Here is a 12,250-nt window from a genome sequence, read left to right on the forward strand (position 1 = left end):
TTTTTGTTGATGCAATACTCTGTAGGGTTAGTAGTTAGCTTCGCTAGCCGGCAAATCGATCAAGACAAATTGGGCGTCTTTTGTGGCCCGAATCTCCACTACGTGTTCGTCTGTCATGCGGGCTTGGTCGTTGATACCTAGCTCCGTACCATTAACGAAGATGATGCCTTGTTTTACGTAGATAAAAGTATTCCGAATAGGAAAAGTCTGGAACAGGATTTCTTTATCGGCACCTAGGTTCGCCCAGTACACGGCGCTGTTAGAATTCATGTACACGACGTCTTCCAGTACTTTTTGACCCGTCACGAGCGGCACGAGCTCGTTTTTGGTGCTGAGAAAATCGACGTCTTTCTGTTCGTAGCTCGGGCTAAGGCCTTTCTGGTTGGAAATAAACCAGAGCTGGTAAATGTGCAGCGCGGCATCAGTGCGGTTGAACTCGGAGTGTGCGATGCCGGTACCAGCGGTCATGCGCTGCACTTCACCTTTCTTGATAACGGTTTTGTTGCCCATTGTGTCCTCGTGGGTTACTTCGCCATCCAGCACCAGCGTCACGATTTCCATTTCCGAATGCGGATGTTGGGGAAAGCCTGATTGTGGGGCAATGCTGTCATCGTTGAATACGCGCAACGGGCCGAAATGAAGATTATCGGGGTCGTAGTAATCGGCGAAGCTGAACAGGAAGTAGCTGCTGAGCCACTGCACGGGCGCTGCATGGTGGCGGTCGGTAGCAGGAATGTACTTAAGCATAGGGGTCGGAATTGAGGTTAAAGGGAGTAACCCTGCTTCTGCATACGCGGCCGGGCAAGTGGAAGTTAGCTAGGATCTGTTACTTAAGCGCCCACTGAGCCCTTGAGCGCAAAAGAAAACCGGTCTGAAGACAGCTGTTGTCTTCAGACCGGTTAAGGCAAAAGTGCAATACGAAAGGGGTTACGCCTTTTTCAGCGTGGTCATTTGCTGCTGAAGATCCAACACAATGCTGGCCAATCGGTTCAGGGAAAGGTCGGCGATGGGGAAAGTGCTGCTGATGTACGCTTTGGCTTCCCAAATCTCTACGACGTCCTGCACGTCAATCTCGTAGGGCGAGTACACGGGGTTGTCGGAGTGCAGGCTGAGCGTGGCGGCGTTCTTGAGGCGGTTGTACACGCGCTTGAACACGATACCTTCTTTAGCGCTCACTACAATGCAAGGCGTGCCATCCTTGAGCGTCAGCCAATCGTCCACGTAGCGGCCCACGATAACGGTACCAGAGGCAATCGGTAGCATGGAATCACCGGAGATTTCGAAGGCGCGGTAAGTGCCTCCAGTGCCGAGCATGGGCAGGCGGAACTTTGGCAGCTCCTCGATGAACTCAGGGTCGGCGTAACCATTGAGGTAACCGGCGCTGGCTTTGAGCGGCACTAGCTCGATGTTTTCGTTCTGCTCCTTATCGACTGTAAGAGCCAATACGCGCAGATTGCCAGCAGGGCGGGGCGGCTCCGGCGTAGTGTTTACGGGCTCCAAATGACGGATAGCCGTCTTGGCTTTGCCCTTTTTGCTGAAGTCAGTCGTCACCAACGCGTCCAGCGTAATGCCGAACAAGCGGGCCATATTGACGAGCGTAGTAAGTTTGGGCTCGGCGCGGCCTTCTTCGTAAGCGCCTACTAATGAACGCTTAATGCCTAGCTTCTCAGCCATTTGGGCTTGCGTCAGGCTGAGCTCACGCCGCCAGTATTTAAGGTTAGTATTGATCATCACGCAAAGAGCCGGGGAAAGGCTTCCTATTCAAGTACATATCGGCTCGTGAATTTAGTAACATCTTTGCGGTATTACTAATTCAATTAGCTTAAAGTTTTGCTAAATTTTTTATTGAGGTTAATCTTATCGTTTAGCTGTAGGCTCAGCGCTGACTGAACTGATTCGCTGCGTTGGGTTATAGTGTGCAGGCTAATGCAAACGTTGTTTTTCGCGGCGGTTTACAGTGTTTTAAAGCCGGTTTTCCCATCTCATTCTCCAAGCTAGGACGGCTGCCATAGCGCATTACAGCCTGAAGCCTGCGCTTCGCATATCTTGAATGACTCGTGCTAGGCATCCGTCGTTCAGGGATATGCGAAACGCAGGCTTCGCGCTGCAGTGCAGAAAGGTTATTCGCCGCGCAGCTTCTTCTGGTAGTGCAAGGCTAGGCGCAGTTTGAAATAATCGTATTTCTCGCGTAGGTGGTCGAACAGGTCGCGGAGTAGGGGCGAGCCACCTAGCTGCCCGATAGCGGTCTGAATTTCAGCAAACTCGTCCATCGTTAAGAACTCTTCCAGCCGAATCGGGAAGCCCTTGGCGTAAAGCGTTTCGATGTGGGCGCGGATGGTGCCGGGGCTGAGGTTGCGGCGCTCCGCAATAGCGTCCACATTCAGGCCCACACGGTGCAGCTGCAAAGTCGTTTCGTGGGTGTCGCCTACGTCCTTCTTGCGGGCGGGGCGAGCCGCAGGAGCTTCTTCAACTTCTTCGGCGTCGTCTGCTTCCATGGCATCGGCGGGGTTGGGGGCACCACCATAGGCTAGTATTTCCTTGATAAATACCTCGCCGTAGTTCTCAAATTTCTTCATGCCTACACCCGAAATAGCTAGCATGGCCACACGGGAGATGGGGCGCTCAGCGGCCATTTCCTGCAAGGTGGTGTCCGTGAAGATGACGTACGGTGGTACGTTCTGCTCGTCGGCAATGCGCTTGCGAAGCTGACGGAGCTTGTCGAACAGAGCCGTAGTAGCATCCACTGGCTTGGAAGCTTGGGCAGCGGCTTTCTTGCTGGCGCGGGTCGGCTTCTCGGCTTTCTCGGCGGGCTGAAACTTCTTCAGGGCTAGGGTGCGCTGGCCCTGCAGAACCTCCCGACCTAGGTCGGTGAGCTTCAGTGCGTAGCCTTCTTCGTAGGCAATGTAGAGCAGCCCATCGTTGAGCATTTGGTGGATGTAGCTGTACCAGTCCAAATAGGGGAGGTCGGCGCCGGCCCCGTAGGTTTTGATTTGGTCGTAGCCGCCCGTGAGCACAGCCTGGTTACGCATGCCGCGCAGCACGTCGATGAGCAGGCCAATGCTAGCCCGTTCGCGCATGCGCACCACCGCTGATAGCGCCTTTTGGGCGAGCAGCGAGCCGTCAAAAGTGGTGGGTGGGTTGCGGCAGATGTCGCAGTTGCCGCAGTCCTGGGGCAGTACCTCGCCGAAGTAGTTGAGCAAGATCTTGCGGCGGCAGCCGGCCGCTTCCGCAAACTGCTGCATGCGCTCCAGCTTGGTGAGGTTGAGCTGCGTGAGGCTAGGGTTGTCCTTGGTGAGCATGTCGCGCAGGCTCATCACGTCGCCGAAGTTGTAGAACAGCATCGCCGTAGCCGGTGCCCCATCGCGGCCCGCCCGCCCGATTTCCTGGTAATACCCCTCGATGTTCTTGGGCAGGTTGTAGTGAATCACCCAGCGTACGTTGCTCTTGTCGATGCCCATACCAAAGGCGATGGTGGCCACAATCGCCTGCAAGTCATCTTTCAGGAAAGCTTCCTGCACGGCGCCGCGCTGGTTGGGCGTCATGCCGGCGTGGTAGTGGCCAGCGCGAATGCCCTTAGCTTTCAGCTTCTCAGCCATCGTTTCGCACTGCTTGCGCGAGAGGCAGTACACGATGCCGGCCTCGTCGGGATGGCGCTCCACAAACTCCACGATGCTGCCCACGCGGTCTTGGCCGGGGCGCACGATGAGGTTTAGGTTGGGCCGGTCGAAGCTGGAAAGGAATACCCTAGGTTCGTTCAGGCGCAGCTGCTGCTGGATATCACGCTGGGTGAGGCGGTCGGCCGTGGCGGTGAGGGCGATAATAGGAATCTGCGGAAACTGCTCGCGCAGCAGCTTCAGCTGGGTATATTCGGGCCGAAAGTCGTGGCCCCACGAGGAAATACAGTGGGCCTCGTCGATGGCAAACATGCTGATGCGCAGGCGGCGCAGAAACTGCAGAAAGCCTTCCGATAAGAGCTTCTCGGGGCTGACGTACAGCAGCTTCAAGTAGCCGTTGAGGCAGTCGGAGGCAATGCTGGTCTGCTCGCCCTGACCCACGCTGCTGTTAATATAGGCGGCCGAAACGCCGTTTGCTTTCAGCGCTTCTACCTGGTCTTTCATCAGGGCAATCAGCGGCGATACGACCACGCACACGCCCTCCTGCACAATGGCCGGCACCTGAAAGCAAACCGACTTGCCGCCGCCCGTCGGCATGAGCACTACCGTGTCGCGCCCACCTAAGATGGACTCAATAATATCGGCCTGCATGGGCCGAAAAGAGTCATAACCGTAGTATTGCTTCAGGACGCGGCGGGCCGAGTCGAGGGTAGGAGCTAGGGGTTCGGGCGCAAATAACATTCGGTAAAAATACGGCGATTAGCGGGGACTTCCGAAGGTTAATAAACCACAAGGCGGCATAAATCGTGCACAACTGCCGCGTAATCCTGCACCTGCTTACGGTTGAGTCCTGACGTATAAAAGGAAACATTTTTAATCTACACTACAGGATGAATCAGTCTGCAACCATTGCCAACCTGCAAGCCAACCAAACCATTCTTGATGCCCTAGCTCGCTGCATTGCCGCCTGCGAAATGTGCGCCGCCGCTTGCCTGCACGAGAACAACCCCCAAATGATGGTGCCCTGTATCGAGCTAGATCGGGACTGCGCCGACATCTGTCGCCTTACGTCTGCGTTTATTGCCCGTGGCTCCCAGCACGCGCCGCACGTCATCAAGGAGTGCATTGAAATCTGCCAGAAGTGCGCCGACGAGTGCGGCCAGCACCAGCACGACCACTGCCAATACTGCGCCGACGCCTGCCGCAAGTGCGCCGACGCTTGCCAGCAATTTGCAGCCTAGGTAGCCGCGAAGGAGACAGATTCATTCCCCAGGACGGACCGTTGTTAGGTGTTCAGGGAAACGAAAGGTAGCAATGTCTATTTGCACGGACGTAGCTTTGTGGTATGCCTTTCATTTTCAGCGTCTACAGTGTGTTGCTGCTGCCTTGCTTTGTGCAGGGAGTGGTAGTGAGCGTAGTGCTGCTCACGCGCGGCCGGCAGCATGGCACGCCGGCCGATGGTTGGCTAGCCTTGCTCTTGCTGCTCAACGTGGCGCGGGTGGCGCAGTGGATGCTCGGGTTTGCCGGCTGGTACGATTCGCACGATGCGTTTAGCACCTTCATGTTTTACTTTCCGTTCAGCAACTGGCTGGCAGTTGGGCCGGCGCTGTATTTCTACTTTCGCAGCCTCACGAACCAGGAGTTTCACTTCTCGCGGCGCGACTGGTGGCATTTCGTCCCGGCCTTGCTGTACCTAGGTTGGCGGCTGCTGCTATTCGGCTACGATATAGGCTGGGAATACACCGTGCTGGGTCAACCATTGCGTGGGCATTTCGATACGAAGGGCACACTGGCGATTTGGCTCCAAACGACTCCGTTTCGCTTCTGGCCCGAGGTGCTTGGCTACGCGTCCATCGTTTGGTACGCCGTGCTGACCTTGCGTGATTACCAGCCCTATCGGCAGTACATCAACGATAACTTCTCGGATACGGAGCACATTCGCTTTGTGTGGCTGCGCAATGTGGTGGTAGCCGTGCTGATGGGCGTGGCGGTCACGCTGGCATTCGAGGTGGTAAACGCAACCGTGCTCCCGCTTAATTATGTCCAAGCGTGGTACGAATACCTGTTCACGGGCATTCTGATTTATTTTCTGAGCATCGCCGGGCTGCTCGCCAATCATCGCCTGACGGCACCGCTTCACTTTTCGCCCGCGCCCGCAGCAACAGAGGCGCACCCGCCGGAGGTAGCCGCCGCAGCGGTGAAAGCGGAACCTAACTCCCCCATGCCGCTTGCATTGCCAGCGGACGCCACGCTAGGGTCGAGCGAAACCCTAGCGGCCGTTCTGACGCAAGCCGAACCCGCAAGTGCTGCCGAAGCCGACCCGGAGCTACGGCGCTGGACGGAGCGCCTGCTTAAGCACATGGACGCGGCGCGCCCTTATCTGGCTCCTGAACTGACCTTGAAAGAACTAGCTGCGCAACTGCGGACAAATACCTCCTGGTTGTCGCGGGTCATTAACACCGGATGCGGGCAGAACTTCAACGACTTTGTGAACGAGTACCGCGTGCGGGAAGCTGAGCAGAAGCTAGGCGACCCCCAACTGCGGCACTATACGCTGCTGGCCGTGGCGCTGGAATCGGGCTTCAACTCCAAGTCAACGTTCAACCGCGTGTTTCGCAAGCTGCGCGGCACTACACCTAGCGAGGCCGCTCGGCGCAATGTATAAGTTGGGACGTCCTAGGTCGTAAATCGGGGCGCAAGGCGAAACGGGTGGCCCTTCCTTTGGCTACTGTTTCACCCTAGCTTCCTTTACGATGACAACTGTAATTCGTGCCCGCCTGCTAACGAGCCTGTTAGGTGTGCTGCTTCTGGTAGCCACCGCCTGCTGGGCCCGCAGTATCCATTCCGATTTATTCATTGAGCCGGGCAAGCAGTTTGTGCTCGGCGGCGGGCAACGTGGCTCCTTCAAAGTCGCCGCGCACAACAAGGGCTCCGAGGCAGTGGTCGTGAAAGAACGGCCCAAAGGCGGTGGCATTTTCGGGAAGGCCACGCTGGCGCCCGGTCAGCACGCTACCCTGAGCTTTGGCGCCGGTTCCTCGGCCGTACTGCTGAACCCCACCGTCCAGCAAGCCCACCTCGACCTGCGCATCACTGGCGACACAAAGCTGCGCATGGATTACGAACCCACCGCCTCCCGCTAAGCCTAGGTTTCATTAGCTACTTCACTATGCAAAAGCTACTGCTTGCTTCCACACCCGGGCCATTGGCTCGTGACCTGATTTATTCTCTTTTTCGTGTGCACCTCAGGTTGTCGATTGCCGTTGGGGCCGCTTGGTCGAAGCTGACCAACCTGACCACGACCACCGAGTGGCTTAAGCCGCTGGCGCGCTCAAGCAAACTGGGCGCCCCAAATTGGTTCGTGCAGCAAGTTGCTACCCTAGGAGCCGTAGCTGCCTTAAGCTGCCTGACGCTACCATACGCCCAGGCGCAGGGCACAGCCGAGCCAAGTACGGTGACCAGGGCCGATCTTAAGCCGCTGCTTCGCGCCGACTGGCAGGGTGCACTTACCTACCGAGACTACCAAAATCAGCAACTCGTCACGCTCGCTACGCAGCTAAGCGCGACCGAAACCACCCCGCAAGTCGTGACGCTCAACTACGTGTACCGTGAGCCTAATGGCAAGCAAGTGAGAGGCGCCGACCAGCTACGCCTCCAAGCCAACGGTACGCAAATCGAGTGGGACGGCCTGCTGATGCGGGTGCAGCAAAAGCGGCTGTTGCCACGCCGCGTCGTGCAACTAGTGCTGGTCGGGGAGGGGACCGATAACAACCAGCGGGCTACCGTGCGGCGCACCGTGTTGTTGGCGGCCCGGCAGTACTCGGTACGCAAGGAAGTGCGTTTTCAAGGCGATACTACCTTTTTGCTGCGCCACGAATACCAGTTTCAGCGCTGAACAACGAGGGCCAGTCGATGGCTAAGATCCTCAATGTCAGACCGGCGTACTAACACCTGCAACCACTCCGCCGGAATAGCTGCTTCGCCATAAGACAGCCCGGCGAGGCCACCGGCTACGGCACCAGTAGTATCGGTGTCATCACCTAGGTTGACGGCCGCCAGCACCGTTTCCGCGTACGTCTCGTGGCGCAACAGACACCAGAGCGCGGCTTCCAACGTGTGCAGCACGTAGCCACTGCTATTGATAGCTGTTTGAGGCACATCAGCCAGTCGGCCGCTTAGGACAAGTTCAAATTTGTCCGCTTCATGAGCTGGGATCTGCAACTCGTAAAGCTTGCTAGGCGCTTCCTGGCACAATCGCTCGTAGGCGTTGGCAGGGGAAAGACCTGCTTGTAGGTGCGCTGCTATTTCCAAATACAGCAGGCAAGCCACAGCCGAGCGGATGTGCCCGTGCGTCAGAGCTGAGACCTCCTGAATCAGTTGAAAACGAACTTGTAGCAGCGCATCTGGCTGGGAGAAAGCTAGGGGCAAAATGCGCATCAGGGCGCCATTGCCGTTGCTATACTCATCGGTGCGGCCCGCTGCAAGTACATCGGGCGCGGCTTTTAAGCGCTGAATGGCTTCGCGGGTCGTGATGCCCACGTCGAACATCACGCCGTGGGCGGTCCAGTAGCCGTGGTCGTACCAATTGATAAAGCGACGACTCAGATCACTTAGGTCGTAGCCGTGGCACAGGCTTTCCGCCAGGCAAAACGTAAGCGAAGCATCATCCGACCACGTGCCGGCCGGCTGGTTGTGCGTACCATACGCCCGCATCGTGACAACCGGGTCGAGCTTGCGCCGGGCGCGGCTCTCAAATTCCACAGGAACCCCTAGGGCATCCCCAACCGCTAACCCTAGCAACGAAGCGCGAATTTGGGCTTCCACAGTATGATAAGTAGACATAAAGGTGTGGCCTACGAGCAAGTGATTATAAGGATAGAATCAATTGTGTAGAAGCTGATTAGCGCTAAATGATCAAGCTTGATTTGCGTCTGTCTTGGGCTTTCGTGTGCCTTGGTACAGCTCGTACTTCAGCAACCGGCAATCAATCGGCCCATTGTAAAGTGGAATGCGGCGCGAGGTCTTCAAGCCAATGCGTTTGGCGGCCTCCAAGTTGCCGGTAAAAATATAAGCGTCGTAGCCCTGAAAGCCACCTTTCAGCGTGTCGCCGATGATTTTGTACAGCGCGGCCATTTCCGCTTCCTCCCCAATTCGCTCGCCGTAGGGCGGGTTCATGATGACGATGCCGGGCGCCTCTTTGGCCGGCGCCTTAGCGTCTTTCACGTCGCGCACCGAGAGGCGAATGAAGTCTTCTAGATCCGCCGCGGCCACGTTCTGGCGGGCTAGGTTGATGAATTCGCCCGAAAGGTCGGAGCCACTTAGGTAGGCTTGCGGCTCTTCCAACCTAGCTTGGCGCGCATCGAGCTGCACCGAATCCCAGAGTGCTTGGTCGAAATCAGGCCAATTCTCAAAGCCAAACTTGCCCTGGTGGTACAGGCCCGGGGCAATGTGCTGGGCGATAAGCGCGGCCTCGGTGAGCAGCGTACCGGAGCCACACATCGGGTCGATGAGGGTTTTGCGGCCATCCCAGCCCGTGAGCAGGAGCAAGCCCGCGGCCAGCACCTCGTTTAGTGGCGCCACGTTGGTGCCCTGGCGGTAGCCGCGCCGGTGCAGCGAGTCGCCGGCCGCGTCGAGGCTCAGCGTCACCTCATTTTCCAGCATGTGCAGGTGCAGGCGGATGTCGGGGTTCCTCACGTCCACGCTCGGGCGCTGACCCGTGCGGTCACGAAACTGATCCACAATGGCATCTTTGGTGAGCTGGGCCACAAACAACGAGTGCTCGAAGCTCGACTTATTTACCACGGCCGTAATGGCAAACGTCTGGTCCGGACGAATGTATTGCTGCCAATCTATGCGGCTCACTTCGCGGTAAAGCGCTTTTTCGTCACGCGCATAGAAACCGGCGAACGGCTTAAGAATGCGCATGGCCGTGCGGCACCACAGCACGGCTTCGTAGAGTAACTGCTTGTTGCCGCTGAACTCGACGGCCCGCTGCCCCACCCGGTCGATGGTGGCCCCAAGCTGCTGTAGCTCATGGGCTAGTACTTCTTCCAGCCCAAACTGGGTAGTGGCAGTCATGTAAAAGGAGGCAGAGCGGCGGTTATCAGCCATCGAGCAAAAGGGTAAGTGAGCGCGCAAAGGTCGGCAATGTTGAGCGGCCAATAGCTATTTGCTGCCCCAAAACACCGGTTTCCGGGAAGGAGCGCCTATCTTGCCTGGGTGTGCTGTGGGTAGCAGCTGCTCAGGCGAGCGGAGTACTCGCGCCTGCATACCGCTACAAGCTACTGGAGCGGCAGCGAACTAACTACTCGTGCTGATAATAGCAACGTATCTATGTACACTACAATAAAGCAGGCAGTAAAAACGGTAGTTACGAAGCAGGCTTTATTTAAATACGAGCCGTTTTTTAGATTCTTGCTTTATCAGCTATACAAAGGCACTACGTATCAATGCGTGGTGTGCGCTAAAAAATCACAAAGGTTTATAGCGTTGGGAGATGATAAGCTATGCGCGTATTGCGGTAGTTTGGCACGGGACAGACGATTGTGGAGTATTATTTCTGGCCAGTTTATTAAGGCGGGAACAAGCATTTTGGATTTCTCGCCCTCCAGAAGTTTATACAGAATACTGAAACAGAATACCACCATAACGTATGCCAGTACTGATCTTTCGGGTGATTTTATTTCTGATTTTCAGTATGATATAACGCAGATCGACGAGGGAAACGAGCGTTACGACCTGATCCTGTGCTACCATATTCTGGAGCATATCGAGCAGGATATGGTAGCCATGCAGGAATTGTACAGAGTCCTGAAAAAGGGAGGATCCTGTATTGTGCAGACGCCTTTTAAAGAGGGTGACATTTACGAAAATTATTCAATTAAAACGGAAAAGGCTAGGTTGCTGCATTTCGGCCAGGAAGATCATGTGCGTATTTATTCAGTAAATGGTCTTGTTAGCAGATTAACGCAATGTGGATTTAACGTTGAACTCAGAGAATATACGGAAGCAGCTGATAATTATTTTGGCTTCAAGCCAAATGAAAAAGTTTTGATATGCATGAAAGAATGAATCAAGCGCTAATTAGAAAAGGGCAACCCTAGGTACCCTTAATTGGTTGCGCTGATTTATACACTGCTGATGCGCCAGCCAATAGGCTAAAATTTGTAACATTACTCGTGCGGCCACACGGCCGCATCTTTCATCGTCTGCATGGCTGCTCCTACTTCTCCTTCCTCAACGGTTGCTACTACCAGCGCCGAAACGACACGCGGCTACTTCGTGCCTATGGCCGCCATGACGGCCTTGTTCTTCTTATTTGGGTCCGTCACGAACTTCAACGACGTGCTGATGCCCTACCTCAAAGACGTGTGTCAGCTCACGGATTTGCAGTCTTCGTTGGTGCAATCGGCGTTTTTTGGGGCGTACTTTCTGATGTCGTTGCCGGCGGGGCGTATCTTGGAAAAAGTGGGGTATAAGCGCGGGATCGTGCTCGGCCTGTTGGTCATGGCGGGCGGGGCCCTGCTCTTTGTACCGGCAGCTAACTCGCGCACGTTCAGTTTGTTTCTGACCGCGCTGGGGTTGCTAGGGGCGGGCGTGACGCTGCTTCAGGTAGCTGCCAATCCGTACGTAGCCGTGCTCGGCTCCGCCCGGCAAGCGGCTAGCCGGGTGAGTATTGTGGGCGTGGCCAACAACCTGGGGGGTACCATCTCACCCTTGCTCGGGGGCATGCTGCTGTTTGGCGGCTCGGCCGTACTAAAAGCCCGTTTGGCTGCCCTGCCCTTGGAGCGGCGCCTCACGGAAGAAGCCGCGCTGGTTAAGACCCCTTACCTAGGGTTGGCGGTGTTCCTGGCGGTGTTAGCCAGCATTTTCTTTCTGCTGCGCCTGCCTGATATCGAGAGCATCCCGGCCGATGATAGCGCGCCGGCCGACATGCCAGCTACCGGACAGGGGCGCCGGTCGGCCCTCGATTTTCGCCATTTGGTGCTCGGTATTGGAGCTATTTTTCTGTACGTAGGCGTTGAGGTGGGCCTGGGTTCTTTCCTGATCCGCTACGGTGAATCGCAGGGTATCAGCCAGCTCAGCGACTTCACGCAAGCGTTGGTACGTGGCCTGAATGTCGCCACCAATGCCTTTGCTATTCTCTTTGGCCAGTCGCCCGCGCCCATCGACACCACGGTTGGGTTCACCAAAGCCGTAGGGGCGGTGCTGGTGTCGTCGTACTGGTTCGGCTCCATGGTCGGGCGTATCGTGGGCATTCCGCTCTTGCGCCGCTTCAACGACCGGCTGCTGCTGACGGGAGTGTGCGCAGCGGGAGCAGCCCTAGTGCTGGCCTCCGTCTTCTCGCACGGCGAAGCTGCGCTGTGGATGGTGGTGCTTTGTGGCTTCTGCAATTCTATTATGTGGCCGGTTCTCTTCCCGTTGGCTATTAAGGGCCTAGGTATTTTCACCAAACAAGGCTCCTCTTATCTGATTATGGCCATCGTGGGGGGCGCTATCATTCCGCCGCTCATGGGCTGGGTGGCTACGCATGGCGGGGGCTTGCGCGTGGCATTTATGCTGCCGGCGCTTTGTTATGCCTACTTGCTGTACTACGCCGTGAGCGGATACCGGGTGCGGTAGGTATGGCAAGTCATTGC

Annotated in this window: 11 protein-coding genes; 6 read left to right on the forward strand and 5 right to left on the reverse strand. The window is 56.4% G+C overall.

Features of this window, described 5'->3' with window-relative positions; genetic code table 11:
* Positions 1 to 27: 27 nt before the first annotated feature.
* From BXP70_RS16590 to recQ, 3 genes are all read right to left on the reverse strand, one after another.
* Positions 28 to 747 carry a pirin family protein gene (locus BXP70_RS16590; RefSeq protein WP_086595222.1) on the reverse strand — a complete coding sequence of 240 codons (720 nt, stop codon included), beginning with the start codon at positions 745 to 747 and terminating at the stop codon, positions 28 to 30.
* A gap of 180 nt (positions 748 to 927) precedes the next feature.
* On the reverse strand, positions 928 to 1,731 hold the full coding sequence (locus BXP70_RS16595) for a LexA family transcriptional regulator (protein ID WP_086595223.1): 804 nt from the start codon (positions 1,729 to 1,731) through the stop codon (positions 928 to 930).
* 389 nt (positions 1,732 to 2,120) lie between these two features.
* A complete protein-coding gene (recQ, locus tag BXP70_RS16600) occupies positions 2,121 to 4,355 on the reverse strand; it encodes a DNA helicase RecQ (RefSeq protein WP_086595224.1) in 2,235 nt (744 codons plus the stop codon).
* Positions 4,356 to 4,504: 149 nt separating this feature from the next.
* Here recQ and BXP70_RS16605 point away from each other — a divergent pair, with 149 nt between their 5' ends.
* The 4 genes from BXP70_RS16605 to BXP70_RS16620 all read left to right on the forward strand — a co-directional run bounded on the left by BXP70_RS16605 (position 4,505) and on the right by BXP70_RS16620 (position 7,506).
* Positions 4,505 to 4,855 carry a four-helix bundle copper-binding protein gene (locus tag BXP70_RS16605; protein ID WP_086595225.1) on the forward strand — a complete coding sequence of 117 codons (351 nt, stop codon included), beginning with the start codon at positions 4,505 to 4,507 and terminating at the stop codon, positions 4,853 to 4,855.
* A gap of 104 nt (positions 4,856 to 4,959) precedes the next feature.
* Complete coding sequence (locus tag BXP70_RS16610; RefSeq protein WP_086595226.1) at positions 4,960 to 6,279, forward strand: helix-turn-helix domain-containing protein; 1,320 nt, start codon at positions 4,960 to 4,962, stop codon at positions 6,277 to 6,279.
* Between the two features lie 88 nt (positions 6,280 to 6,367).
* Positions 6,368 to 6,754 carry a hypothetical protein gene (locus BXP70_RS16615; RefSeq protein ID WP_086595227.1) on the forward strand — a complete coding sequence of 129 codons (387 nt, stop codon included), beginning with the start codon at positions 6,368 to 6,370 and terminating at the stop codon, positions 6,752 to 6,754.
* Positions 6,755 to 6,780: 26 nt separating this feature from the next.
* Positions 6,781 to 7,506 (forward strand): hypothetical protein, encoded by a 726-nt coding sequence (locus tag BXP70_RS16620; protein ID WP_086595228.1) that lies wholly within the window; start codon positions 6,781 to 6,783, stop codon positions 7,504 to 7,506.
* Here the strand turns inward: BXP70_RS16620 and BXP70_RS16625 are convergent.
* The gene (locus BXP70_RS16625) at positions 7,497 to 8,453 is read right to left on the reverse strand and encodes an ADP-ribosylglycohydrolase family protein (protein ID WP_086595266.1); all 957 of its coding nucleotides are present in this window, start codon (positions 8,451 to 8,453) and stop codon (positions 7,497 to 7,499) included. The two genes, BXP70_RS16620 and BXP70_RS16625, sit on opposite strands and share 10 nt — an antisense overlap.
* A 72-nt stretch (positions 8,454 to 8,525) precedes the next feature.
* Positions 8,526 to 9,722: a THUMP domain-containing class I SAM-dependent RNA methyltransferase gene (locus BXP70_RS16630; RefSeq protein ID WP_086595229.1), complete on the reverse strand. Its 1,197-nt coding sequence runs from the start codon at positions 9,720 to 9,722 to the stop codon at positions 8,526 to 8,528.
* Between the two features lie 222 nt (positions 9,723 to 9,944).
* Between BXP70_RS16630 and BXP70_RS16635 the strand changes: the two genes are divergently transcribed.
* Together BXP70_RS16635 and BXP70_RS16640 are read left to right on the forward strand one after the other, a co-directional pair.
* The gene (locus tag BXP70_RS16635; protein ID WP_086595230.1) at positions 9,945 to 10,682 is read left to right on the forward strand and encodes a methyltransferase domain-containing protein; all 738 of its coding nucleotides are present in this window, start codon (positions 9,945 to 9,947) and stop codon (positions 10,680 to 10,682) included.
* A gap of 141 nt (positions 10,683 to 10,823) precedes the next feature.
* Positions 10,824 to 12,233 (forward strand): sugar MFS transporter, encoded by a 1,410-nt coding sequence (locus BXP70_RS16640; protein ID WP_086595231.1) that lies wholly within the window; start codon positions 10,824 to 10,826, stop codon positions 12,231 to 12,233.
* Positions 12,234 to 12,250: the final 17 nt, after the last annotated feature.

It is taken from the genome of Hymenobacter crusticola, assembly GCF_002154225.1.
In the GTDB taxonomy this organism is placed as follows: Bacteria; Bacteroidota; Bacteroidia; order Cytophagales; family Hymenobacteraceae; genus Hymenobacter; species Hymenobacter crusticola.

Bases quoted from the DNA above. Each gene is read 5' to 3' on its own strand.
- recQ (WP_086595224.1), bottom strand. From the start codon at position 4,355: ATGTTATTTGCGCCCGAACCCCTAGCTCCTACCCTCGACTCGGCCCGC.
- BXP70_RS16610 (WP_086595226.1), top strand. From the start codon at position 4,960: ATGCCTTTCATTTTCAGCGTCTACAGTGTGTTGCTGCTGCCTTGCTTT.
- BXP70_RS16630 (WP_086595229.1), bottom strand. From the start codon at position 9,722: ATGGCTGATAACCGCCGCTCTGCCTCCTTTTACATGACTGCCACTACC.
- BXP70_RS16635 (WP_086595230.1), top strand. From the start codon at position 9,945: ATGTACACTACAATAAAGCAGGCAGTAAAAACGGTAGTTACGAAGCAG.
- BXP70_RS16590 (WP_086595222.1), bottom strand. From the start codon at position 747: ATGCTTAAGTACATTCCTGCTACCGACCGCCACCATGCAGCGCCCGTG.
- BXP70_RS16640 (WP_086595231.1), top strand. From the start codon at position 10,824: ATGGCTGCTCCTACTTCTCCTTCCTCAACGGTTGCTACTACCAGCGCC.
- BXP70_RS16605 (WP_086595225.1), top strand. From the start codon at position 4,505: ATGAATCAGTCTGCAACCATTGCCAACCTGCAAGCCAACCAAACCATT.
- BXP70_RS16615 (WP_086595227.1), top strand. From the start codon at position 6,368: ATGACAACTGTAATTCGTGCCCGCCTGCTAACGAGCCTGTTAGGTGTG.
- BXP70_RS16620 (WP_086595228.1), top strand. From the start codon at position 6,781: ATGCAAAAGCTACTGCTTGCTTCCACACCCGGGCCATTGGCTCGTGAC.
- BXP70_RS16625 (WP_086595266.1), bottom strand. From the start codon at position 8,453: ATGTCTACTTATCATACTGTGGAAGCCCAAATTCGCGCTTCGTTGCTA.
- BXP70_RS16595 (WP_086595223.1), bottom strand. From the start codon at position 1,731: ATGATCAATACTAACCTTAAATACTGGCGGCGTGAGCTCAGCCTGACG.